The organism is Bacillus sp. EU55 (genome assembly GCF_038005925.1).
Taxonomy (GTDB): domain Bacteria; phylum Bacillota; class Bacilli; order Bacillales; family Bacillaceae; genus Bacillus; species Bacillus velezensis.
The window spans coordinates 1,336,291-1,360,550 of record NZ_JBBOUE010000001.1; the positions used below are offsets into that span (position 1 = coordinate 1,336,291).

Genomic DNA, 24,260 nt, shown 5'->3' on the forward strand with positions numbered 1-24,260 from the left:
CAAAAAGGTCTTGATGATACGAAATGTATCGTATATAATCAACATCATAAAGATACAAAATGTATCAAAATACGATAAGAAATTGATCAGGAGGGTGAGAGATGCAGCCGATAATCATCCGTTTCAGCAGCAATCCGGCTGACCAGAGATGTTTAGGGAAAGCAGGCGGTTCGATATCTTTTACCGCTTGCGGACTTCCGGTATTCCGATTTGATAACCGATTGCAGTATGAACGCTATATAAGTCTGAAGAAAAACGGAGACGTCCAATATGAATCGTAAAAGCTACCCGTTTTTCATCTATTCCGGATTATTGAATTCAGAACATTATGAAAAAATAGGGGTCCGCCATATGGCTGTTTTTATGGTTCATCAGCTCAACGACAAAGGAACACGTAAAAGACGGCGTAAAGTGGGGGATCGTCCTCGGTCATAAACCCGTAAAAGCAAAAGAAATGGCCGACGTATTTGCCGTCAGCGAAAAAACCGTCAGACGGTGGCTCGAGAGCTTGGAACAGCATGAATATATCAAAACCGTCCGCGCCCCTTACGGACTCATCGTCTCCGTAAAGCACTCGAAAAGATTCACGCCGAAAAAGACATTGACCCGTCCGGAAGTCACAGACCGGACAATATCGGCGGATCACCGGGACAAAAATGTCCGGAGAGAAATAGATATAACAAAAAATCATACTGCTGAAGAAGCGATTAACGACATTGTCGCCCATTTTATCAGATTAAGGTCTGCACAGGAGGGGCGGAGCGTATACCCCTCGCCCCGGGATTATCAGGCCATCGCCCGTATTGTTTCCCTCGGTGCGTCAGCACAAGAAGCAATCAAATGGCTCGGCGAATGCTTTACCGCTTTTGAACAGCGGCGCACCTCTTCAGCTGAAACGATCAAGGCTTTCAGCTATTGCGCCAAGTATATGGAAGACCGCTTGAATGCACGAATTGCGGGAAGGACAATCACAACAAAAAAAGAGAGGAATACGATACATGACAAAACGAACGATCGAGCAGATACTGGCCGACCTGAAAAACGGAAAACGTCCATTACTGGCGGACAGACCGGAAGAATCAGACGAAAGCCGCTTTGACTGTCCGCTCTGTAAAGATCAGGGCGGTTATCTCAAAAACCAGCTGGGAATGGATGTGTGGGTTAAGTGCCGCTGCGCCGCCGAACGAAAAGCAGAGCGCATCCTCAGCGCAAGTGAGATTACAGGCGCCTTTCGGAAGCTGGATTTCAAAGGATTTATCACGCGGGGCAAGCCTCAGGCAGTCGTCGACGCATATGAGTGCGCCCTTGAATATGTTGAAAACTTCGACAAGATTAAAAACTGCCGGAAAAACAGCATTGCCCTTTTAGGGCGTCCGGGATCGGGAAAAACCCATCTTTTGACCGCTCTCAGCAATTATGTCATGAGACAGAAGCAGACACCGGTGCTGTATTTTCCTTTTGTGGAGGGCTTTACGGATTTAAAAAATGATTTTGATCTGCTTGATGCAAAGCTTGGCCGTATGAAACAGGCGGATGTGCTTTTTATTGACGATCTGTTCAAACCGCTGAACGGAAAACCCCGGGCGACCGATTGGCAGATTGAACAAATGTACGCCGTCGTGAATTACCGCTATTTAAATCATAAGCCGGTTCTTATCTCGAGCGAGCTGGCCTGTGACGGACTGGTGCAGGTTGATGAAGCCTTGGGCACAAGAATTTATGAGATGTGCAGCGATTATTTAGTCATCATTAATGGCAATTCATTTGACGTAAACCACAGATTAGAGGGGGCGAGATAATGTGTAAGCTGTGCGGGCCGAAGAAGGTCATTGTGACGGAAACGGGTTTCGGCGCTGTCTTTCACCCTTGCCCGAACTGCAAAACAGGCACTGATTTAACGCCGGTCATTAAACGTCTTGAGCGAATGGTTCAAGACGCAAAAGTGAGGCTTGATGCACGTGTGCAAATATATTAAATGGCTTTTTTGCCTGCTGTTCAGGGCGAAACGGATAGAAAAGCAAATTGAAGCATGGCATGAGGCTGATGGAAAGTGAGGATAACCATTGCAAGAAAAACACAGCCCCGCTCCATGGCGGGCCGTACACAGCGGAGAAGAAAAACCCATTTACATTTATTCCGCTTACAGCGAAGCGGATAAAGAGAAGTTCCCTTATTCAAACGGAAGGCTCATCGCGGCCGTTTTCAACTTAAGTTCATACTCTCAGCAGATCAACGCGGCATTGATGGCGAAAGCCCCGGAACTTTTTGAGGCGGCCGAAACGGCTCTCCGCCTGCTCCGGGGAGAAAGTTCTGAAGAAAAAGAAGCGTTTATAAATCAGCTCGAAAGCCTCATACATGAAGTAAACATCCTGAAAAAGACGGAGGACGTAAAACATGAATCCTAAAAAACTGACCGACATTGAACATACAACATTAAAAAGCCAGCTGGAAGAAGGCAAGGTTCGGGTGATTATTGTAGACGGACTGAAAAAGGAAGCATGGCTCGCCGAAGCGCCGGAGCACGGCAAAACGCTTGTCGAAACGCGAAAAGGGGATCTGGCCCGGGTCGAATATGAAATCGGCTTTAAATTGAATTAAAAACAGAATACGTCCAAGACGGAAAGCCTGCGGACACTGATCAATCGCGCACATGCTGCGCATTGGTTGGTGTCCTTTTTTTGTTCCGAAAAAGAGGAGGATCTACATGGAAGACTTACTATTTGAATATAAACGCACGCTGAAAGAGACGAAAAAGTGGTACAAGCAGCTGGAGGAAGCCGATGAAACGGTGCTTACTTCAGAAGAACTGAAAGATAAAAAAATCATCAGAACAATCATTACAGATGTGGAATATGTCATCGAATGGCTTGAAAAAGGCCGGCAGCCCGGCATAAGAAGAGCGATAGACCGCAGAGACGCTTATCAGAGAATGCTGATTAAAGATCCGAGAATTATAGAAACCTATTCACAGGCGCTGATGTTTGAACCTTCCGGGAATGTGACTGAAGAAGACAGAATCAGACTGCAGGACGCATTAGCCGTTTTAACGGATAGAGAAAAAGAAATGCTGCTGCTCCACAAAGCGGAATGCTTTTCATATGAACGGATCGCCGCCTTGCTGAATGTAAAGAAATCAACCGTACAGACGACGGTCAAACGGGCGCTTCTAAAAATTCAAAAACAGCAGGAACAAAGAAATCAATCGCCTGCTTCATAAGTTGTCATACGTTTGCCACCTAGAAGTGAACAGACGATCACAAAAAGCGGCCCGATTAGAAGCCGCTTTTTATTATAGACAATCATGTCGGAGGTGGCGGTGATGCCGTAGCATGAAAAACGCAAAAAGAGAACAGGCATTTACAATCTATCAGTCTCATAAAGGCCGCATCACAAATCGCGCCCTTGCCGGCAAATCAGGCGTATCCGCAAGAACGATCGGCAGATGGAAAAAAGAAGGGCGCTGGGACGAGGCGCTCCATAAGAATGCGGAAAGCGGCGGAAAAAACAACCCGGGCGAAGGTGATGAGTTAAACGAACGCCAGCGGCTGTTTTGTCTTTATTATGTGAAAAGCTTTAACGCCACCCAATCTGCGATAAAAGCCGGGTATTCACCGGAAAGCGCGCATGTGACGGGAAGCAGGCTGTTAAAAAACAGAAAAGTCGCCAAAGAAATCAGCCGCATGAAAAAGGAAATGGTCAATAAAGTGTTTGTCGAAGCGATGGACGTTCTTCAAGTCTATGTGAAAATCGCTTTCGCCGACATTACCGATTATGTAACCTTCGGAAAAAAAGAGGTTCAGGCCTTCGGAAAATCAGGGCCGCTCTTTGACGAAAATGATAATCCGATTATGCAGGAGATCAGCTACGTTGACGTTAAAGATTCGCACCTTCTGGACGGAACCATCGTCACGGAAGCAAAACTCGGAAAAGAGGGCATTGCAATCAAGCTTGCCGACAAGATGAAGGCTCTTGAAAAGCTGTCCTTGTACTTTGACCTTTTCCCCGATCAATTTAAACAAAAAATCGAAAATGAAAAATTAAAGCTGGCACAGCAGAAGATGGAAAAAACAGAAGACAGCCAAAAGCCGATTGACATTGTCATTACGCGGAAAGAGGAACGGTCATGATTGAAAAAGCGGTCAACCCGCGCTTTGAAGATTATTTGTTCAATTGGAATGAAACGTACCAATTTCTCGTCGGAGGCTACGGCTCGTCAAAAAGCTATCATACCGCGCTGAAAATCATCTTGAAGCTGCTTCGTGAAAAGCGGACGGCGCTTGTCGTGCGGGAAGTTTTCGATACGCACAGAGATTCTACCTTTGCCTTGTTTGAAGACATTATCGGGGAGCTTGAGCTGGGACATGCCGTAAAGGCCGTGTCTTCGCCGATGCAGCTGAGATTTTCAAACGGAAGCCGGATTATGTTTAAAGGGATGGACAACCCGGCCAAATTGAAATCCATTCATCATATTTCACTGATTTGGATTGAAGAATGCTCTGAAGTGAAGTATGAAGGCTTTAAGGAGCTGATCGGCCGTCTGCGCCATCCCGAGCTTTCGCTTCATATGATATGCACCACAAATCCCGTCGGCACCTCCAATTGGACGTACCGGCATTTTTTCCGTGATGACCAAAAAAAACGGTTCGTATTGGATGATCAGACGCTGTATGAAAAAGGCACCGTCGTTAAGGGAGATACGTATTACCACCATTCCACAGCGTGCGATAATCTGTTTTTGCCGAAAAGCTATATTAAGCAGCTGGACAGCTTACGGCATTACGATCCCGATTTATACCGGATCGCCCGCAAAGGACAGTTCGGCGTTAACGGCATCCGCGTGTTTCCGCAGTTTCAGGTCATGGAGCACAACGAAGTAACGGAGCGGATTGCTTCCATCAGGCGCCCCCTGTTTCGGACGGGCATGGATTTCGGTTTTGAAGAGTCATACAATGCGGTCATCCGGCTTGCCGTCGATCCGGATCAAAAAGACCTTTATATTTTCTGGGAGTATTACAAAAACAAAATGACCGATGATCAGACAGCTGAGGAGCTTCAGGAATTGGCGGATCAAAAAGAGCTGATCAAAGCGGATTCGGCTGAGCCGAAAAGCATCCAATATTTTCGCAGGCAGGGCTTTTGCATGGTTGCGGCCAAAAAGTTTCCGGGCTCAAGACTTCAGTATACAAAAAAGCTGAAACGGTTCAAACATATCTATTGCTCAGACAACTGTCAACATACGATCCGCGAATTGCAGAACTTAACGTACGCAAAAAACAAAAACGGCGCTCTGTCGGAAGATGAGTTTTCAATTGATCCCCACACACTTTCAGCCATTTGGTATGCGCTGGATGACTATGACGCGGCGGATCTGAAAGATGCATCACAAAAACGGAGACGTCCGAATCGGGAAAGGAGGAGGTAGGCGTTGCCGAACTATCAAAACGTTAGAGCCACCGTCTTTAAATCAAAAATGGCCGCGCCGCAGGCAAGGCAGATGAACGAAGATCAATTTGCCGATCTGTACGGCGAAGACATCATTTCACCGCCCTATAATCTCATTGAACTGAAAACAATCGCCGAATATTCGACGATTCTTCAGCAGTGCATTGACGCGTATCGGGTCAATATTACGGGTTTTGGGTTTGATGTGGAATATACCTTTGATGTAAATAGCCCAGATTGCTCTCCGACAAAAAAGGCCCGGGCCGAAAAAAACTGGATGAAGCTGGAGAGCTTTTACAAATGTCTTCATTTTGATGAATCGGCCGAGACGATCCTCGGATATGCGATAGAAGACCGTGAAAAAACGGGCAACGGTTTTCTCGAAGTGCTTAGGGACGGGGCGGGAAAACCGGCGGGGATTGAATATCTGGATGTGAAACATATGCGCGTATGCGGTGTGACTGATCCCGTTGAAGTTACATTTTCATATGAAGAAAACGGCGCATCCAAAACGATTAAAAGGCAAAAACGGTTTCGTAAATATGTTCAGATGCTGAACGGTCGGAAAGTGTTTTTTAAAGAATACGGCGATCCCCGCATGATGGACATGAGAACCGGCGAATACGTAAAGACCCTGTCTGAAGAATATCGGGCAAATGAAGCCATTCACTTAAAAATCGGCAGCGGCACTTACGGAATTCCGCGCTGGGTCGGCAATATCGTCAATCTGTACGGCGCCCGGAAAGCGGAAGAACTGAATTTTATGTATTTCAAGCAGGGCCGTCACGTGCCGGCCGCCATTACGGTTGAAAACGGCATGCTGTCAGAAACCTCGTACAAAGAGCTCCAGGATTATATGAATGACCTGGAAGGGGTGGAAAACGCCCACAAATTTCTGCTGATTGAGGCGGAAGGCATTGCGAAGGAAAAAGACCTTCACGGAGGCGAAGACATTACGCCCGTGTCTGTGGAAATTAAATCACTTGCGGAAATTCTGCAGGATGATGCGCTGTTTCTTGAATATGACGACAAAAGCAGAAATAAACTCCGTTCCGCTTTCCGTCTCCCGCCGCTTTATACGGGCGAGGCGCAGGAATACAACAAAGCCACCGCCGATACGGCACGGAAAATAACGGAGGAGCAGGTGTTTCAGCCGGAGCGGAAAACGCTGATTAATAAGCTCAACACGTTATTTTTGCCTGAATTGGGTCTCCACGATGTACAGCTCACATTAAAAGGGCCTGATTTTCGCGATCCGCTTGAAATTGCGAAGGTGCTTACGCCATTTATTTCCGCCGGCGCGGTCTCTCCTAATGACCTCCGTGATCTGGCGGGAAGAGTGCTCGGGAAGACGCTTGAGGAATGGCCTGAAGAGTACTACAGCCGGCCGGTGCTGAAAGGGAAAAAGGAGCAATCCTGAAAGGGGGTGAAAACATCTCGTGCCGAGAGAATTGAGAAATGCCGTCATCAGTTTTGTGAGCTATGTCGATAAGGCGGCGAACCAAACGGAATTCTTTTTTACAAAATCAGCCGGAGGCCTTCCGTCATTTGAAAAAAAGGTGCAGGTGTTTACAAAAAGCGAATCGGATGAGCAGAAGCTTGTTTACGGCATCGTTTACGAGCCGGATGTCCCGGATGCACATGGCGATTATATGACGGCTGAAGAAATTGAAAAGGCCGCTCACGGTTTTTTGGCGGACGCCCGCAACATCGATACAAATCATAATTTTGAAGGCGGGACCGGCGAGGTGGTGGAGTCGTACGTCGCCCTGGATGACTTTGAAATCGGGAATGCTGTGATCCGGAAAGGATCTTGGGTGCTTGTCACCAAAGCTTCCGATGAAGTATGGGATCAGATTAAAGCCGGTATCATTACGGGCTACAGCATGGCGGGAACCGCTGACGTTTACGAAGAGCCGGCAGAAAAGCAAGCCGGCTTATTCGGCGCGGTCAAGCAATTTCTCGACCGTGACCGCAAATCAAGAAACCGCAAGGGAGAGGACTTGAACAAGATGAGAAAAGAAGACGTAAGAGAATCAATTGAACACGCGCTGCACCCGCTTTTAAAGCGCCTTGAAAGTTTGGACCAAAACACGGAAGACAAAGACGGGGCGGCTGCGCCGTCTGATGAAGAAAAGCTGAAAACGCTTGTCGACGACATGCTCGCGCCGATTATTAAACGCATTGAAGCGCTTGAAAAAGTAAGAGGCGCATCAAAACAGCCGGAAGAAGAGACGGGCGGCCAAGAGCCTGTTAAAAAATCCATTTGGAGCGGACTGCTTTAAGCCCAGTCAGAAGGAGGAACTGTAGAGTGAGAAATCAAGATATCATCAGAAAGGCGGAAATGTCACTTTCCGCTTTAAAAAGCGGCGGTTTAATGAACCCCGCACAAGCTTCAGCATTTATCCGCATGGTGCAGAACACGCCGACCATTTTCAGCGAATCGCGTGTGATTCAAATGGAAAATGACTCGCAGAAATTTGAAAAAATCGGTTTCGGCCAGCGGATTCTGCGTGCCGCTGAGGAAGGAAAAGCCTTAACTGACGATCAGCTGACCGTCCCGGCAACAAGTACGGTGCAGCTAAATACGAAAGAAGTCATTGCGGAAATTAATATCACCTATGACACGCTTGAAAACAATATTGAAAAAGATGGCCTGCAGCAGACGATCATGCAGATTTTGGCGGAGCGGGCGGCAGTCGATATTGAGGAGCTTGTCGTAAACGGCGATACATCTTCTTCTGATCCGTACTTGGCACAGCTTGACGGAATCCGTAAGCAGACTGTATCTCACGTCATTGACGGAAACGGGGAAGAGCTGTCCAGAGCCACATTTAAAAAGGGCTTAAAAGCCATTCCGGCAAAATATTTGCGCCTGCCTCAGGAATTCAGATTTTACACATCTCAAGGCATGGAGATTGAATGGAAAGACCGTGTGGCTGACCGTCAGACCAATCTGGGGGATCTTGCGGTGCAGGGCGGTTTGTCTTCAGCATTCGGCGTTCCGGTCAAAGGAGTGTCCAATCTGCAGCCGTACTCGGTCGGAGAAGGTGACTCCCAGTACGATGCGTCTGACATCATTTTGACTCACCCGAAAAATATCATTCTCGGTTTTTCACGGAATATCCGAATCGAAGTAGATAAAGATATTCGCAGCCGCAAATTTATTATCGTACTGACGGCTAAACTTGACAGCAAATTTGAAGAAGAAGATGCAAGTGCCAAAATCGTAAACGTTAAAGAATAAGACGGGGGTGGCAGTTATGTTAATTCAGCCGTCTGACGTTGTTTCATATTCAGTTTATGATCAAGTCAAAAACAGGCCGGAGCCGCTTCTTATACAGGACATTCTGGAGGCGGAGGCGGAAGCGGCCAGAATGGCGGGGCATTCGTTCACTGACCCTATTTACTCACCGCTTCCCGAAAAGATTAAGCTTGCGTTATTAAAGCTTTCTCAATATTTTGCGCTGATCAACCAGAATGAAGCAGCCGCTTCCGCCTATCAATCTGAAAAGATAGGTGACTATTCCTATACGGTGGCAGGTGAAGGCGGGATCAGAAAACCGGCTGTGCGCCATCTTCTCTGTGAATATATCGCGCCGGGTTATTCCCCGGTTTCTGCAAACGCAAAGGTGAGACCGTTATGAGCTACGAACGGCTGCTCACTGACAGATGCGATATTTATCATGAGACGGTGTCAGTTCCGAAGGCCGGACGCTTCGGGATTCCCGCCGAAAAGCTCCAGCCTGTCTTTTCTTATCGGGAAGTTCCCGATGCTGAAGACGTGCCGTGTCTGTTTGTTGAAAAACAGCAGCAGCTTATTCAGCTTGATCCTGATCATAAGGTATATCAGCGGTTTCTCGTTCATTTTCCGAAAGAGGCCGTTGTGCGTGTCAATGACAAAATCATTTGGGAAGGACAGGCGTATATTCTGGAAATGCCGAAGAAAGCAAGACAGCACCATTGGGAGGTTATCGCTGTGAGAGATGACAGACTATGAGCATAAAAAACCTTGAACAATGGAATCGGTCGCTGCAAAAGGCATCATCCGGAGAATTTGCCCGTCAGGCAGGCGAATGGCTGGAACAGTCAGGAGAGGATTTTCTCGACTTGGTACGGGAGGAGCTTATTCATTCGGGAGGGATTGATACAGAAAGCCTGCTGTCTTCTTTCCGAAAAGGAGCGCAGGATCATATATGGATCATTGAAAACGGGGGACTGACCCTTGAAATCGGCACCAATGCAGAGTACGCCTCATTCATAAATGACGGACATTGGACCGTCTCAGATGAAAATGTCAGATGGGTGCCCGGGTATTTTCAAGGCTCCCGGTTCATCTATGATCCGTCAGCTTCAACGGGAATGGCGCTCAAAAAACAGTGGATCAGCGGGAATGGGTTTTGGGACAAAGCCCTTCTTTTGTATGAAACACTCTTCGCCGAATCGCTGGACAAGCGTTTCAATCAGTGGCTTAACACGTTGGGGGGAGATATCGGATGAATCGCGAAACCGGTTCAATCGCCGCTTTTTTGTATCAGCAGTGCGGCGTGCCCGTATATGAAAATGAACTGCCTGAACAATTTCAGGTGCCGTCACTATACATTCCGCCCCCATTTGTTTTTGACGAAAATGACACAGTCTCCACTTACAGGAAAACGTACAGTCTGAATGTGAAGCTGTTCCATGCCGACTCGGTGCAGGCGCTCTATGCAGCCGACCGGATCGCCGATGCGGTGAGAGAATCAAGACAGCTGATTCCGCTGCTAACGGAATCAGGGGAGGATACCGGTGATTTCGTCCGCATCAGCCGTATCGAAACAAGAGTCGGAGACAAAGGCGAGGCAGTGATCACAATCCGCTGGACGAGCCGCTACTACTATCAGAAACAAACATCTCCCGCACTGCGGGATGTGGACATTAACAGCGGGGTGAAACAAAAGTGAGACAACATAAAAAGAAAAACGCCGCAGCGGCGGAACGAGCGGTTCTTTATGACACGGCGGATTTAACAAAGCACGCGAAGGAGCTTTTCGGCGTAAAACCTGAGATTCTCCAGGGGGCTTTATTCGGCGTGAAGCAAAAACAAATGACAAAAGCGCAAGCCAAGTCTTACATTGAAGCATTTTTAACCCAGGAGGTCATGCAATAATGAACGGCGGAACATTTACGCAAGGAAAAGAAAAAGAACGTGCCGGAATCTATTTTAACTTTAAAACAACCGCCCAGGAGCGGGTATCGATCGGTGAACGCGGGATTGTCGCCCTTCCCGTCGCATCCGGCTGGGGGGAAGCGAAAACATTCGTTTCCATTTCAAGCATTGAAGATTTGAATAAAAAAGTGGGGCTCAGTATTGAAGATCCGTCACTGATTCTGCTTCGTGAGGCGAAAAAGAAAGCAAAAACCGTTTTGATGTACCGTCTGACAGAGGGAATCAGAGCGAGCGCCGATCTTTCGCAAGGTGTTAAAGCAACCGCTTTGTACGGCGGGTCAAAAGGAAATGACATCATCATCCGCATCAGTGAAAACGTCCTTGATCAGACCGCTTTCGATGTGACCACTTACATGGATGAAGCGGAAGTTGACAAACAAACGGTGAAAAAAGCCGAAGAATTAAAAGCAAACGGCTATGTCACATTCACGGGAACCGGCGAACTGTCGGCTTCCATCCCGCTGACAGGCACTGAGGAAGAATCCGGGGAAACGTTAAACCCGCAGGCAGGCATCCGTCTTGCGGGAGGAACTGATAAAGCACCGGTCAACTCAGACTATACGGATTTTTTAGCTGCGGCTGAAACGGAGAATTTTGATGTCATCGCTCTTCCTGTCGCGGAAAACGATCAGCTGAAAGCGACATTTGCCGCATTCATTAAACGCCTTCGCGATGCGCAGGGACAGAAAGTGCAAGGGGTGACCGCCCATTACAGCGGGGATTATGAAGGCATTATCAATGTTACTGAAGGTGTGCTGCTGGAAGACGGAACCGAGATTAAAGCTGAAGATGCGACCGCCTGGGTGGCAGGCGCAAGTGCCAGCGCCGCATTTAATCAATCCTTAACATTCGTTGAATACGAAGGCGCCGTCGATGTGCTGCACCGCCTGACTCATGATGAAGTGATCGAACGTCTTTCTAAAGGTGAATTCCTTTTCTCTTATGATGCCCGTGATAAGTCAGTCAGCGTTGAAAAAGATATCAACTCATTGGTGACATTTACGGCAGAGAAAAACAAAAAGTTCGCGAAAAACAAAATCGTCCGTGTGCTTGATGCGGTGAATAACGATTTGACACGTGAACTGAAAGCCTTAATTAAATCGAAAAAAGGCACGGGCAGCGATCTTCCTGCGACAAATGACGGCCTTCAATTCGTCAAAACGATGATCATTCAATATTTGACTACGCTTCAGGATGCGGGCGGCATCGCAAATTTTGATTCAGACAAAGACATTACAATCGGGCTGAATGAAGACCGCGACGGCTTTTTAATCGATCTCGCCGTACAGCCTGTGGATGCGGCAGAAAAATTCTACTTTAACGTGGAGGTAAACTAAGATGGCATTAAAAGCGCAAAACACGATTTCAGGAAAAGAAGGCCGTTTATTTCTTGACGGAGAAGAGATGGCGCATATTAAAACGTTTGAAGCAAACGTGGAAAAAAACAAATCAGAAGTAAACATCATGGGCCGCCGCATGACGGGACATAAAACAACAGGCGCCAACGGAACGGGCACGGCAACATTCTACAAGGTCACATCCAAATTCGCCGTTCTTATGATGGATTATGTCAAAAAAGGCAGCGACCCGTATTTTACGCTGCAAGCCGTTCTTGATGACAAATCATCGGGCCGCGGAACAGAACGCGTCACTCTGTATGACGTCAACTTTGATTCTGCAAAAATCGCCGGACTGGACGTAGACTCAGAAGCACTCGAAGAAGAAGTGCCGTTTACCTTTGAAGATTTCGATGTGCCGGAAAAGCTTTCTGAAACGTTTTAATTAAGATCGGTATGAGTGAAACAGGCCTTTTTACAGGCCTGTTTTTTATAAAAAAAGTAAGGGAGTTTTCATCATGAGCGAAAAAAACGAACAAGTATATGATCTGTCATTCTTTATGCCGGGTAAAACAGTCGAGGCTGAGGAGATTCGGGTTCCGCTTTCAAAGCGTTTTGTCGATAAAAAAGGAAACATCGTGCCTTTTATTTTTAAAGCCATTACGACTGAGCGCATTGACGAACTGGAGAAGGAAAGCACGACATATAAAAATGTGAAGGGCAGAGGCCGCGTAAAAGACTTAGACAGCCAGCGCTTTTATGCGCGGATCGCGGTTGAATCTACGATTTACCCTGATTTCCGTTCTAAGGAGCTCCGCGACGCTTACAAAACGGCAGATCCGGTCGAGGTGGCAAAACGCGTTCTTTCAGTCGGCGGTGAGTATGCAAATTGGCTGAATAAAGCGATTGAGATCAACGGTTTTGAAGATGAATTAGAAGATCTGGAGCAAGAAGCAAAAAACTGATAAAAGATGGGAATAAGGAAGCCGTGTATCTCTATTACGCGATGCATGAGCTTCATTATTCTCCATCAGAACTGAAAGAGTTATATGAAGCACCGAGACATTTTAAGGCGCTGTTGTACGGTTTAATCGGTTACAAGCTGGACATTCTTGAAAAACAAGCGAAGAAAGGGGGAGCGACATCATGGCAAAGCTGACCGCCCGTTTTGAATTGGAAGATCGGGTTTCAAAGAAAATAAGGAAAATCCAAAATGGCTTCAGAGCGCTTGAGAAATACAGGAAAATGACAAAACGCCAAAGTGAAATTGATATACGCAAAGAGAGTAAATCTGTTTTAAGAACAATTGACCGCATCCAGCGCTCTATGAAAAGAAAGCTGGGCGCACAAATGATCTCTATTTCAGCTGAAGACGGAGCCAGTGCCGTCATTCAAAAGGTGCAAACCCAATTAGCGGGTCTGCCTGCGTCTTTAACCATTAAAATAGGAGCAAAAGACAGCGCGACAGCGGCATTTGAGAGATTGCGGGATCTGGCTGCCGGTTTTAAAGGATTTACCGTTTCACTGTATGCGTCAGACGAAGTGACCCCTGCCATGGAACGCATCAAACGCTATATGCAATCTGCGTTAAAGAACGGGTACTCTGTCACTATACGCGTCATAGATCACGTCATGACAACAGTCGGCCGAATTTCAGCGGGCATTGATTCGCTGACGGGAAAAAACAATGTCATTCAATTATCGTTAAACGAAAAGGTGACAGCACAGCTGGCTGCAATGCAAAAGAATATGCCGGACGTCGGAAAAGCTTCTGCATCTGCTGCTCCTGCTTCGCCGAAAAACGATTTTTCAATGCTTGACTCCATTGCAGACACCTTCATGAAAAAAGTCAATGACATCGCATCCAAATTTTATCCGGAAACAATCATAGCGGAACTGGATAAATTCGCTGCAAGCTTTATGAAGAAAGCGGACGAAATCGCAAGCAAATTCAGCCCGGAGACGATTTTAGCAGAACTCGATAAGTTCACAACGTCATTCATGGGAAAAGTGGACGAGATCGCGAGCAAATTCAGCCCGGCAACGATATTAGCCGAACTGGACAAGTTCATGACCTCATTCATGGGAAAAGTAGACGAAATCGCGAGCAAATTCAGTCCGGCAACGATTTTAACCGAACTGGATAAGTTCACAACGTCATTCATGGGAAAAGTGGACGAGATCGCAAGCAAATTCAGTCCTGAGACGATTTTAGCAGAGCTGGACAAGTTCACGACCTCATTCATGGGGAAAGTGGACGAAATCGCAAGCAAATTCAGCCCGGCAACGATATTAGCCGAACTGGACAAGTTCACGACTTCATTCATGGGGAAAGTGGACGAAATCGCAAGCAAATTCAGTCCGGCAACAATCTTAGCAGAGCTGGACAAATTCGCTGATTCGTTTATGAAAAAGGTAGACGGGGTCGTGAGTAAATTCAGTCCGGAAGCCATATTGAAAGAACTGGATAAATTCACTGATTCATTTATGAAAAAGATAGATGACGTTGTCAGCAAATTCAGTCCGGAGACCATATTGAAAGAGCTGGATCATTTTACTGATTCGTTTATGAAGAAAGTCGACGACGTTGTCGGTAAATTCAGTCCTGATAAGCTAATCGACCGCGCCGAACAATTTGTAAATGACACGATTGACCGAATTTCTGAGAAATTCGATTTTCTCAATCCGGATAAGATTTTGGAAAAAGTGGAGCAGTTTACATCCTCACTGTTTGGAGGCATTGATAAAAAGTTCGGCAAATTCAGTCCTGATGCGATCATCGAAAAAGCCGAGGCATTTGTTGATAAAATTGTCAGCAAGATTGCCAAGAAATTTGAGAAATTCAGCCCGGACAAAATCATCGAAAAAGCCGGGGAATTAATAGAAAAAATATTTTCAGGAATCGCTGAAAAATTAGGCAAACTCAATATCGGAGGATTATTAGGCGGCGGCACGAAAAAAGAAAAGAGTAAGGGCGGCCTTTCTGCCGGCGGCTCCAACGGCCCGAAGCGTCCTGATCTGACAAAGGGTTCACAGCGCACGGTAACAGCGCCAAAATCTTCAGGAAAGTCAGCCAAAAAAACCGGCGGGGCTTTGGGGGGCTGCTGCTGTACCGGAGTGTCGAGGGGCAAAAGCAGTAAAGTCGAAGAGCGAAATAAATCCTCGAAAAGAGGTTCCTCCGTAAAGGAAAGCAAACAGGCATCCGTAAACACGCCGAAAACAAAAGGGGCAGGTAAAGGCATCGGCGCGCTTTTGAAAGGCTTAGGAGATTCAAAGGCGCTAAAAGGCGGTTTGAAAGGGTTAAAAGGTGCCGCTAAAGGAATTCCCGGCATAGGTGAATTGTTATCACTTACTGATTTAGCCGGCATCAATAAAGATAATGCAGGAGAGAAGGTCGGCTCAGCAGGCGGCGGTCTTGCCGGAGCTGCGGCCGGAGCGGCAATCGGCAGCGTTGTTCCCGGAGTGGGCACATTAATCGGCGGCGCGGTAGGCGGCATCGCCGGCAGTTTAGGCGGTTCCAGCTTGGGAGAGGCCTTTGATTCAGGGGCTTTGAAAGACACGTGGAATGATATTTCCAAAGCGGCGCAAAGTGCTTGGACAACAATACAAGATACTTGGGGAAGCGTTTCATCCTGGTTCATGGAAAATGTATGGACGCCGGTTTCAACGGCTGTCGTCGGAGTGGCGACAAGCATTTGGTCAAATATCGTGAATGCGTGGACGACGATTCAAGGGATTTTCAGCACGGTGTCATCCTGGTTCATGGAGAATGTATGGACGCCGGTTTCATCGGCTGTTGTCGGAGTGGCAACCAGCATCTGGTCAAATATCGTGAATGCGTGGACGACGATTCAAGGTGTCTTCAGCACAGTATCCGGCTGGTTTATGAGCACCGTGTGGACCCCCGTAAAATCGGGTGTCGTCGGAGTGGCGACGTCCATTTGGAGTAAAATCACAGGAGCTTGGGATAAAATTAAATCGGTTTTCAGTACGGTTTCCGGCTGGTTCATGGATACTGTCTGGAATCCGGTGAAAGACATGGTGAAAAATGTCGGTAAAGGAATATCAGATGCTTTCCAGACTGCTTTAGATACGGTAAAGGATATATGGAAAGGGTTAAGCGGCTGGTTTGAGAAACATATAAAAGAACCTCTTGTAAAAGTGGGAACGGCCATATCAGATGCTTTTTCTGCAGCATTCGACTGGGTGAAAAAGATTTGGGATAAAACCGGCGGCAAAATGATTTCAGGCATAATGAACTTTGTCACAGGAGGCGGCGGAGATAAAAAGAAAAAAACGGACAAAAACGCCACGGGCGGCTACATTACAAAGCCGACCATTTCCTGGATCGGTGAAGCCGGTAAAGAATTTGTCATCCCCGTCGACAACAATCGCGGCCGCGGGAAGATGCTGCTTTCACAAGCTGCGTCTAAGCTCGGCATGCGTGTTGTCGATGATATGGGCGCGGCTTCGGCTCAGTCTTCTGCTGTTCCGGCGGGAGCGGGCGGTGTTTCTTCTTCTGCATCTGTGTCGGCCGCAGCGTCTGTAGAGACATCCGGACTTGGCGGGACGGCTTCATCACTCGGCAAACAGTTTACTGAAGGCTTTGACAGCGGAATCAGCAAAAAAGCGGTGGATATGGACGGCTGGAAGGAAAAAAACATCGGAACGCCGTTCAATGCCCTCATTTCGTCTTCATCCGGTTACGGAAAGCAAGTCGTTGCGGGCTATGCCAAAGGTCAGAATACTTCGCCGACGGGCACCGATTCATTTTTAAAAACAAAGGTGAAAACACCTTATCAATCGGCGGTTAATCAATCGTCATCATGGGGCGCCGCAACGGTGAAAGGATATTCGGCCGGACAGAATGCAAAAGATACGGGAACGTCGCAATACGTAAGCACACATATCAATAAACCGTTTGTGCAATCAAGAGATTCCGCGAACGGCTGGGGGGCAGGCCTGATCGGACACTTCGTATCAGGGATGACTGCAAAAGGAAGCGAAGTCAAACAGGCGGCCAAAGATATGGCCAAAAAAGTCGAGGACGCATTCAGGGAAGAGCTTGATATTCACTCTCCTTCCCGTGTCATGATGAGCCTCGGGCGCTTTGCTTCAGTCGGCGTCGTCAAAGGGCTTGGCTCAATTGACGTGAAAAAATACGCCGAAAAACAGGCAGGCTCGCTTGCGGCAGCCTTTTCCGGCATGGGTGCAGCGGGAGGAAGCGTCAAAGAGTGGCTTTTGGCCGCAATGAAAGCAACCAATACGCCGATCAGCTGGCTTCCGGGATTAATGACGATCGCACAGCATGAGTCAGGCGGCAACCCTAATTCCATTAATCTATGGGACAGCAACGCCAAGGCCGGACACCCGTCACAGGGGCTTATGCAGACGATTCCGAGCACCTTTGAAGATCACAAAGCGCCGGGCATGAATGATATCAGAAATCCAATTCACAACGCCGCTGCCGCTATCGGCTATATTAAAAGCCGATACGGCTCGATCAGCAATGTCCCCGGGATTAAAAGTATGGCTCATGGAGGGCCTTACGTCGGTTATGCCAATGGGGGTCTGATTACCAAGGAGCAGATCGCCCGTGTCGGCGAAGGGAACAAACGGGAGTGGATCATCCCTGAAGAGCGGGGCATCCGCGGCCGTTATCTGCTGCAAAAAGCGGCTCAAGCGCTCGGCATGGAAGTGTCCGACCCGTCACAGACGGAACCGGCGGCACTTTCAGCCGGCACGGTTTCCGCAGCCGTTAAAGGCGGCGGACAAACCGTTCAAAAAACGGGAACAAAAGAGATTAAAATCGAATTCAGCGGCGATCAGCATTTCCATAACGGACAGGACGCCGACAGCCTCGCCGCCAAAATCAAACAGGCGCTGATTGATGAACTGCAAAAAGACATTTATACCGGAGCAAAGGGGGCCGTTGCTTTTGACTAAATCTGTTTACGAATTTTGGCTGTCTCAGGGAAAGGACAAGCTCCGGCTTCCCGTTCTCCCTGAAGCGATTGATATCGCAAACAGCGTGCAGAATGATTCCGTGAAAGTCACCGGACTTGGAGAGGTGACGTTTATCGAAGAACCGGGAGCGAAAGAAATTTCGTTCTCTTCTTTTTTTCCGAAACGGTACAGCCCGATTGTTGAATATCAAAGCATCCCTTCGCCGGAAAAAGCCATTTCAGCCATTGAAGCATGGATGAAAGCGAAAAAACCCGTTCAGTTTTTGATTACAGGGACAAAAATCAATGTCACATGCAGCATTGAAAGCTTTAATTACAGCGAAGGTGACAATGAAATCGGCGACCGGAATTTTGATATCGTACTGAAAGAATATAAAACTGCTTCGCCAAGAAAAATCAAACAAAAGAAAAAAACGAAAGCGAAGCGCCCGTCCAAAGCTTCACCCAAAACATATACCGTCAAAAAAGGGGATACGCTTTGGGACATCGCCGGCAAGTTTTACGGAAAACACACGGAGTGGCGGAAAATCTGGAACGCGAATAAAACCGCCATGATTAAGCGCAGCAAACGGAATATCCGGCAGCCGGGGCATTGGATCTTCCCGGGGCAGAAGCTGAAGATACCGCAATGAAACGGGTGAAAAGATGATTGAACTATTTGTCATAAAAGAAACGGAGTGGCTCGAGCTTGTCACAGAAAGCGTCACGCTGGAAGGACACAGATATCAGGCGCCCCGCTCCATCGAAGCGACGATTGTCGTAAAGCAGGGCAGCCAGACGTATTACGGCGTATCAGAAGGGGATACGGTTTTGTTCAAATGGAACGGAAAAGAACTGTTCCGCGGCATTGTTTTTGCAAGAACGCCCGATGAGCATACCGTCGCCTTCACCGCATACGATATGCTTCAATACCTTGTGAAAAACCAGGACGTTTACGTGTTTTCCAACAAGCGCGCCGATCAAATATTAAAAAGGATCGCCAGCGATTTTCAAATTCCCGTCACATCCATTGCCAACACAGGCCATACCATTAAATCACTCGTTTTTAAAAATGATACAAGCCTTTACGATATGATGCTAAAAGCGTTAAAGCAGACAAAAAGCCAGACGGGGCGCAATTATCAGCTCTATTCAGAAAAAGGCAGGCTCGGCTTGCGTGAATGGCCGGAGCCGTCTGACATATGGGTGCTGGAAACAGGAGTTAATATCACAGGGTATCAATACAGCACCTCAATTGATGACACCGCAACCCGTGTCGTCATGCGGCTGCAAAAAGACAATAAAACCGTGAAGGCTTCCGCGTCAGACAGCGCGGGCATGAAAACATTCGGCGTTTTGCAGTATACCGAAACGGTTTCTGACGACATTAATGAAGCCCAGCTGAAACAGCGCGCAAAAGTGAAGCAGGCTGAGAAAAAAGGCGTTAAGAAAGAGCTGAAAAATATACAGGCGATCGGTATTCCCGGGTTGGAAAGCGGATTGCCGGTCTATATCTCAATTCCGGAAATCGGGCTGAAGAAAACCTATTATGTAGATACGGACCGCCATGAATTCCAAGGAACAAAACATACCATGACGATTGACGTCACGGAGAAAAATTCACTTCCGGAGGGGACATCCTGATGAGATTAAGTGATGCCATTAAACATTTAGCCGTCGGAGCGGTTGACGCCGAAGCGCCGGTGGAGCTGATGCCGGCCGAAGTGACCTCCGTTTCGCCGCTCGAGCTGAAACTGAAAGATCACGACAAACTTTTGATTCCGTCTGATGCACTCATTTTGCCGAAGCGGTTGAGATCCGGAGAAGATGATCAGCTCCAAGCGGGAGATCGGGTGATGACCGCCGCTTTAACAGGAGGACAGTCTTTCTTTGTACTGGACAAAATTTAACCGGCATCCGGACGGAACTGTACCAGAATATCAGCCTATTAAAGCCGCTTCATCATCCGAAGAGGGCTTTTTTACATGATCAAATCTAAAAGGAGCGGGTGCAATGGCCCTGACACCGGAAATCGAATTTGAAGATTTGGAGGATGCGAGTGAGGCCGTTGAGACTTCACAAACCTACCGAATTGATTTTGAAAACAACCGGATTACCAATGAATTGATAAACGGACTGGACGCAATCAGACAATTCGTCTATATCGCTCTTCACACAGAACGGTATTCATATTCGGTTTTCAGCCATGATATCGGAAATGAACTGCAGGAAGTGCTTTCAGATCAGAACACGACGGATGCTTATAAAAAAATGGAGATTTCAAGACTGATAGAAGAAGCCTTGCTGTATGATGACCGTATTTTGGCCGTTACCAATTTTGAGATTGAGAAAAAAGATGATGCCTTCACCGTCTCTTTTACCGTTGAAACTGATGAGGGCATGCTTGAGATAGAGGAGGTGCTGGGTGAGGATGTTTGAAGCTCAGACGTTTGACGACATTATGGACAGAATGCTGGCGCGCGTTACGGCGGATATTGATACGAGAGAAGGCAGCGTCATTTACAATGCGCTCGCGCCTGCGGCCGCTGAGCTCGCAAAGTCTTATATTTGGCTTGATACCGTGCTGGAACTCGTGTTTTCCGATACGGCTCAGGGAGAATTTCTGGACAGGCGTGCTGCTGAAGCGGGAATTGAACGAACACCTGCCACAAAAGCGGTCAGAGCCGGAGAATTCACAGCGGGCATCACCATTCCGCCAGGCTCCCGTTTCTTCGTTGATAACCTGTATTTTCAATATACGGGGGATGGAACGCTTGAATGTGAAACAGCCGGTGAAGCGGGCAATGCCGGCATTTCAGGGCAGAACCTGCTGCCGCTTGATACGATACCCGGGCTTGAGAAAGCAGTCATGCGCGATATATTAATTCCCGGCCGTGAGGAAGAAGATGACAACAGCTTAAGGGCGCGCTATTTTACCCGTGTCCGCCGGGAAGCAGTCAGCGCAAATAAACAGCATTATAAACAATGGGCCGAAGAGGTTGACGGCGTCGGCAGGGCGAAAATCTTCCCGCTTTGGAACGGAGCCGGAACGGTGAAGGTTGTCATCACAAATGCGAATTTGGAACCGGCATCAGATATTCTGATCAAGAAAGTAAAGGATTATATTGATCCGGACGAAGGGCAGGGAGAAGGACAGGCGCCGATCGGAGCGGCAGTAACGGTGGAAAGCGCCGTATGGAAGGAAATCGAAATCTCCGCTTCCGTGCTGCCTGAGCTGAATAGCTCGATCGATGACGTAAAAGCGGAGATTGAAAAAGGCGTCCTGAATTTATTTAAGAAAATGGCCTTCGAAGAAAACACCGTCCGTTTATCACAAATAAACAACATCGTTTATAACTCGGCATCCGTCAGTGACTACGCCGATATCAAAATGAACGGTGCGGCGGAAAACCTCGTGCTCAGTGATGTGGAAATCCCTAAACTCAAAGAGGTGACAATCCTTGAGCAGACTCGATGAGATGACGGCGTACCTCCCGCCGTTTTTAACCCGATTAAAGGAGATGGCACAACTGCTTGAGGCGGAAGTTCCTGAGTTTGAGCGGCAGAATAACGATATTTTCGATTTAACGGATCAGCTCTTTATCACGACGGCGACGTGGGGGCTTGACCGCTGGGAAAAAATATTAAAAATACCGCGGGAATCAGGTGACACGGAGGATATGAGACGGCTCAGGCTGATTTCGAAGATGTCGAATATTCCGCCCATCACACATCAAGCGATCGAGCAGGCGCTAAACCGTTTTTTAAAACATCCGTCAGCTTACGTTCGGATGTTTCCGGGGCAGTATCGTTTTTATGCCGATATCGGGCTTGATGACCTGCAGCACATGAACGAGCTGATTGAAACGCTTGAAAAAATCAAACCTGCTCATTTGGCGTATACACTGAGAGCCGCATTAAACGAAACACTGGAAATCAAAGACCGGGTCATTCTCAACAATCGGAGATACCGAAAAGTCAGTGAACTGAAGGTCGGTTATTCCGTCACACTCAACAATAACGAGGTGGTCTTACCATGATATCAGCCGCTTACAGACAGCGTGCCGCAGCCGATCTGAAAAACAGGATCACAAAAGTGCTGTTAAACGGCAAAGAAACTCCGATTGCGGATATTTCCGTAAAAGATGCCGCAGTCACCGTTCTCACACGCAGGGAAGAAGACGTCAAACACATTGAAACCGTGCAGATGCTTGACGAAACAGGAAGCGTCATCACAGAACGAAAAACAAATTTAGATCTCAGCAATAACAGAACGCTTGATTTAAGATTTACCTTTGAGGTGGTGTAACGATGGCTTACGAAGAAAAAACAGACTGGCTTCCGGACGATCCGATTAACGAAGATGACGTCAACCGCTGGGAAAAAGGCATAAAAGACGCCCACACGGATCTGGCGGCCCATAAAAACGACATGAACAACCCGCACAAAACGACAAAGGCCCAAATCGGCCTCGGAAACGTGGACAATGTCCAGCAGGCAGCAAAAAAAGATTTCGACCGGCACAATCAAGATCTGGACCGGCATGTGACGAAGGAAGAGCGCCAGAAGTGGAATAACGGGCAATTAACAAAGCTGACGGATGATTCAGGGAAATATTTAATAAGTATACAAGATGGCTTGGATTTTCATCAAATTGTAGATCAGCTTAATCAATCTTTTTTCTTTTACACAAATAACACGGGAGTTCATACTCCCCCGCTATCCGCCAGAGGTTTATATATCGGATTCAAGTCTTATGGTGAAGCTCTGGCGATGGATTATGAAGGCGGTACATGGAGAAAAACCCTTAAAGCTTCCGGCTGGACTGATTGGGTTCAGTTAGAAACTTCGGAAGGCGCCCAAAAAAAAGTCGATGCCCACACAAAGCAGACTGATATCCATGTAACGAAAGCTGAGAAGGATACATGGAACGCAGGCCAGCTGTTTAAAATCACCGCCGATAATGGCACGCAAAAAATCAATTTAACTTCCGGCTCGTTTTATGACTCGTTAAAAGACGTTGGTTCTGTAACTTTTTACGGAACCAATGCAGTAACAGACAACCCGTCAAATACGAGTCTGCGCGGTATGCAGTTAGTGGGGCAGCCGGGAATAGGTAATGGTTATGCTGTAGACGTAAAGGGTAATGCATGGTGGTTTTACTATAACTCTAATCAAACAGCAATCAATTGGTATCCAATTGAATCCATAGCTGGAGCGCAGTCAAAGGTCGATGCACATGCGATAGATTCATCAATTCATATAAGTCCTATCGAAAGAGACAAATGGAACGGCGGCCAGTTGGCGAAATTGACAAAGGATGATGGGAAACGGACACGCTTAGAAAGCGGATCAGACATACTGGCACTAGGCTCGGGATTTTATTATGGAATGGGTGCTCAGCTGAAAAACAATCCGGTTGAAAATGATAATTCCTTTTTTAACTATGATGTGATTGAGAGTGAGTCAGGTAGAAAGTCGATTTTGGCTTGGAGAAGTTACGATAATAATGTATGGATTGCGACTGTTCATACAGACGGTGTTTTTAAGGGGTGGAAACGTCTATTTACTGAAGAAGAATTTAATAAAATGACCTGGTATGATTTAACACTAATTAATGGGCATAAGGCTGGCGCAAGAAATCCTCAGTATGCAGTGTGGGGCAACCAGGTATTCACTCGTGGTGAAGTGGTTCCTCCAGATTTCGACAGCATTTTCGCTGTACTTCCTTCTGAAGCTCACCCTTCAACACAGAAATCAATGGCTGCCCCACTCTTTGGAACAACCGGGATAACAAAATATTATGCCGAACCAACGGGAGAACTGAGAATTAACGGAAAATACGCCAAAATAGAGGGGAATATTACAGGGATTTCAATAGATAATAATTTCACTTTGTAATGGGGGATGAATATGCAAGTCTTTTTGTATGATGAGAATTTTTATTTTCAAAGGCCTGAAATCTTAAACAGTACATCAAGTTCAATGCCGCAAAACTCAACAACCATAAAACCTCCGGACGGCTTATGGAGACCGCAGTTTGATGAAGTAAATAAAATTTGGAAAGAATCTGCTGATCAAGAATATAAGGAAAATCAAAAAAACAAGTATCAGGATGTGGTGGAGCCGGATCCCATCGTGGAACAGTTGAAAGAAATCGGACAGCAACTGGCAGATGAAAAACTTGTGAGAAAACAAGCAGAACAAGCTCAAAATGCTTTAGGTGTACAATTGTCTGCCGAAGTGGTGAAGTGGTGGCAAGGGAGAAAACAGAGATGCTGAATAAAGCTTTAGGTGAACAATTAGTATCTTTAAAATTAGAATTAT

At 47.1% G+C, this 24,260-nt stretch carries 30 protein-coding genes and 1 pseudogene; all 31 read left to right on the forward strand.

The features are described from left to right. Positions 1-101: 101 nt before the first annotated feature. The 31 genes and pseudogenes from NYE50_RS07130 (at position 102) to NYE50_RS07280 (ending at position 24,215) form a co-directional block, all read left to right on the forward strand. Entirely contained in the window at positions 102-281 is a 180-nt protein-coding gene (locus NYE50_RS07130; protein ID WP_014417518.1) for a hypothetical protein, read from the forward strand. Continuing rightward, positions 271-1,099 (forward strand): annotated as a pseudogene (locus NYE50_RS07135) (phage portal protein). Before NYE50_RS07130 ends, NYE50_RS07135 begins: the two are co-directional and overlap by 11 nt. Beyond that, positions 999-1,799 (forward strand): ATP-binding protein, encoded by an 801-nt coding sequence (locus NYE50_RS07140; protein ID WP_014417520.1) that lies wholly within the window; start codon positions 999-1,001, stop codon positions 1,797-1,799. Before NYE50_RS07135 ends, NYE50_RS07140 begins: the two are co-directional and overlap by 101 nt. Continuing rightward, positions 1,799-1,975 (forward strand): hypothetical protein, encoded by a 177-nt coding sequence (locus NYE50_RS07145; protein WP_014417521.1) that lies wholly within the window; start codon positions 1,799-1,801, stop codon positions 1,973-1,975. Before NYE50_RS07140 ends, NYE50_RS07145 begins: the two co-directional genes overlap by 1 nt. Before the next feature lie 88 nt (positions 1,976-2,063). Continuing rightward, a complete protein-coding gene (locus NYE50_RS07150; RefSeq protein WP_014417522.1) occupies positions 2,064-2,405 on the forward strand; it encodes a hypothetical protein in 342 nt (113 codons plus the stop codon). Then, positions 2,395-2,598 carry an XtrA/YqaO family protein gene (locus NYE50_RS07155; RefSeq protein WP_003154859.1) on the forward strand — a complete coding sequence of 68 codons (204 nt, stop codon included), beginning with the start codon at positions 2,395-2,397 and terminating at the stop codon, positions 2,596-2,598. The genes NYE50_RS07150 and NYE50_RS07155 overlap by 11 nt, the downstream gene beginning before the upstream one ends. 106 nt (positions 2,599-2,704) lie before the next feature. Further along, entirely contained in the window at positions 2,705-3,217 is a 513-nt protein-coding gene (locus tag NYE50_RS07160) for a sigma-70 family RNA polymerase sigma factor (protein WP_159354046.1), read from the forward strand. A gap of 112 nt (positions 3,218-3,329) precedes the next feature. Beyond that, positions 3,330-4,127 (forward strand): terminase small subunit, encoded by a 798-nt coding sequence (locus NYE50_RS07165; RefSeq protein ID WP_021494030.1) that lies wholly within the window; start codon positions 3,330-3,332, stop codon positions 4,125-4,127. Further along, positions 4,124-5,422 (forward strand): PBSX family phage terminase large subunit, encoded by a 1,299-nt coding sequence (locus NYE50_RS07170; protein ID WP_174532599.1) that lies wholly within the window; start codon positions 4,124-4,126, stop codon positions 5,420-5,422. Before NYE50_RS07165 ends, NYE50_RS07170 begins: the two co-directional genes overlap by 4 nt. 48 nt (positions 5,423-5,470) lie before the next feature. Beyond that, positions 5,471-6,862 carry a phage portal protein gene (locus tag NYE50_RS07175; protein WP_094296112.1) on the forward strand — a complete coding sequence of 464 codons (1,392 nt, stop codon included), beginning with the start codon at positions 5,471-5,473 and terminating at the stop codon, positions 6,860-6,862. 19 nt (positions 6,863-6,881) lie between these two features. Continuing rightward, positions 6,882-7,727: an XkdF-like putative serine protease domain-containing protein gene (locus tag NYE50_RS07180; protein WP_159354048.1), complete on the forward strand. Its 846-nt coding sequence runs from the start codon at positions 6,882-6,884 to the stop codon at positions 7,725-7,727. 26 nt (positions 7,728-7,753) lie between these two features. Next, a complete protein-coding gene (locus tag NYE50_RS07185) occupies positions 7,754-8,689 on the forward strand; it encodes a phage major capsid protein (protein ID WP_007407274.1) in 936 nt (311 codons plus the stop codon). Positions 8,690-8,705: 16 nt separating this feature from the next. Further along, complete coding sequence (gene yqbG / locus NYE50_RS07190) at positions 8,706-9,089, forward strand: protein YqbG (protein ID WP_021494026.1); 384 nt, start codon at positions 8,706-8,708, stop codon at positions 9,087-9,089. Continuing rightward, positions 9,086-9,442 (forward strand): DUF3599 family protein, encoded by a 357-nt coding sequence (locus NYE50_RS07195; protein ID WP_022553487.1) that lies wholly within the window; start codon positions 9,086-9,088, stop codon positions 9,440-9,442. The genes yqbG and NYE50_RS07195 overlap by 4 nt, the downstream gene beginning before the upstream one ends. Then, positions 9,439-9,942, forward strand: coding sequence for an HK97 gp10 family phage protein (locus tag NYE50_RS07200; RefSeq protein WP_022553486.1), 504 nt, complete (start codon positions 9,439-9,441; stop codon positions 9,940-9,942). The genes NYE50_RS07195 and NYE50_RS07200 overlap by 4 nt, the downstream gene beginning before the upstream one ends. Next, positions 9,939-10,385: a hypothetical protein gene (locus NYE50_RS07205; protein ID WP_022553485.1), complete on the forward strand. Its 447-nt coding sequence runs from the start codon at positions 9,939-9,941 to the stop codon at positions 10,383-10,385. The genes NYE50_RS07200 and NYE50_RS07205 overlap by 4 nt, the downstream gene beginning before the upstream one ends. Beyond that, positions 10,382-10,591, forward strand: coding sequence for a hypothetical protein (locus NYE50_RS07210; protein WP_224988646.1), 210 nt, complete (start codon positions 10,382-10,384; stop codon positions 10,589-10,591). The genes NYE50_RS07205 and NYE50_RS07210 overlap by 4 nt, the downstream gene beginning before the upstream one ends. Further along, positions 10,591-11,988, forward strand: coding sequence for a phage tail sheath family protein (locus tag NYE50_RS07215; RefSeq protein ID WP_007610810.1), 1,398 nt, complete (start codon positions 10,591-10,593; stop codon positions 11,986-11,988). The genes NYE50_RS07210 and NYE50_RS07215 overlap by 1 nt, the downstream gene beginning before the upstream one ends. 1 nt (position 11,989) lies before the next feature. Next, positions 11,990-12,433, forward strand: a complete 444-nt coding sequence (locus NYE50_RS07220; RefSeq protein ID WP_003154837.1) for a phage tail tube protein — start codon at positions 11,990-11,992, stop codon at positions 12,431-12,433. A gap of 73 nt (positions 12,434-12,506) precedes the next feature. Next, positions 12,507-12,953 carry a phage tail assembly chaperone gene (locus NYE50_RS07225; RefSeq protein ID WP_003154836.1) on the forward strand — a complete coding sequence of 149 codons (447 nt, stop codon included), beginning with the start codon at positions 12,507-12,509 and terminating at the stop codon, positions 12,951-12,953. A gap of 41 nt (positions 12,954-12,994) precedes the next feature. Further along, a complete protein-coding gene (locus NYE50_RS07230; protein ID WP_015239684.1) occupies positions 12,995-13,147 on the forward strand; it encodes a hypothetical protein in 153 nt (50 codons plus the stop codon). Further along, positions 13,135-17,934 carry a transglycosylase SLT domain-containing protein gene (locus NYE50_RS07235; RefSeq protein WP_224988648.1) on the forward strand — a complete coding sequence of 1,600 codons (4,800 nt, stop codon included), beginning with the start codon at positions 13,135-13,137 and terminating at the stop codon, positions 17,932-17,934. Before NYE50_RS07230 ends, NYE50_RS07235 begins: the two co-directional genes overlap by 13 nt. Beyond that, positions 17,927-18,586 (forward strand): LysM peptidoglycan-binding domain-containing protein, encoded by a 660-nt coding sequence (locus tag NYE50_RS07240; RefSeq protein ID WP_022553482.1) that lies wholly within the window; start codon positions 17,927-17,929, stop codon positions 18,584-18,586. The genes NYE50_RS07235 and NYE50_RS07240 overlap by 8 nt, the downstream gene beginning before the upstream one ends. A gap of 13 nt (positions 18,587-18,599) precedes the next feature. Further along, positions 18,600-19,577, forward strand: a complete 978-nt coding sequence (locus tag NYE50_RS07245) for an XkdQ/YqbQ family protein (protein ID WP_061862102.1) — start codon at positions 18,600-18,602, stop codon at positions 19,575-19,577. Further along, on the forward strand, positions 19,577-19,843 hold the full coding sequence (locus tag NYE50_RS07250) for a DUF2577 family protein (RefSeq protein WP_022553480.1): 267 nt from the start codon (positions 19,577-19,579) through the stop codon (positions 19,841-19,843). The genes NYE50_RS07245 and NYE50_RS07250 overlap by 1 nt, the downstream gene beginning before the upstream one ends. 103 nt (positions 19,844-19,946) lie before the next feature. Further along, the gene (locus tag NYE50_RS07255; protein ID WP_061862103.1) at positions 19,947-20,372 is read left to right on the forward strand and encodes a DUF2634 domain-containing protein; all 426 of its coding nucleotides are present in this window, start codon (positions 19,947-19,949) and stop codon (positions 20,370-20,372) included. Then, positions 20,365-21,411 carry a baseplate J/gp47 family protein gene (locus tag NYE50_RS07260; RefSeq protein ID WP_021493826.1) on the forward strand — a complete coding sequence of 349 codons (1,047 nt, stop codon included), beginning with the start codon at positions 20,365-20,367 and terminating at the stop codon, positions 21,409-21,411. Before NYE50_RS07255 ends, NYE50_RS07260 begins: the two co-directional genes overlap by 8 nt. Beyond that, positions 21,395-21,973: a putative phage tail protein gene (locus NYE50_RS07265; RefSeq protein ID WP_021493825.1), complete on the forward strand. Its 579-nt coding sequence runs from the start codon at positions 21,395-21,397 to the stop codon at positions 21,971-21,973. Before NYE50_RS07260 ends, NYE50_RS07265 begins: the two co-directional genes overlap by 17 nt. Beyond that, positions 21,970-22,242 carry a hypothetical protein gene (locus NYE50_RS07270; protein ID WP_003154822.1) on the forward strand — a complete coding sequence of 91 codons (273 nt, stop codon included), beginning with the start codon at positions 21,970-21,972 and terminating at the stop codon, positions 22,240-22,242. The genes NYE50_RS07265 and NYE50_RS07270 overlap by 4 nt, the downstream gene beginning before the upstream one ends. Positions 22,243-22,244: 2 nt before the next feature. After that, positions 22,245-23,834: a hypothetical protein gene (locus NYE50_RS07275; protein ID WP_159354052.1), complete on the forward strand. Its 1,590-nt coding sequence runs from the start codon at positions 22,245-22,247 to the stop codon at positions 23,832-23,834. A 12-nt stretch (positions 23,835-23,846) separates the two neighbouring features. Next, the gene (locus NYE50_RS07280) at positions 23,847-24,215 is read left to right on the forward strand and encodes a hypothetical protein (RefSeq protein ID WP_224988650.1); all 369 of its coding nucleotides are present in this window, start codon (positions 23,847-23,849) and stop codon (positions 24,213-24,215) included. Positions 24,216-24,260 lie beyond the last annotated feature (45 nt).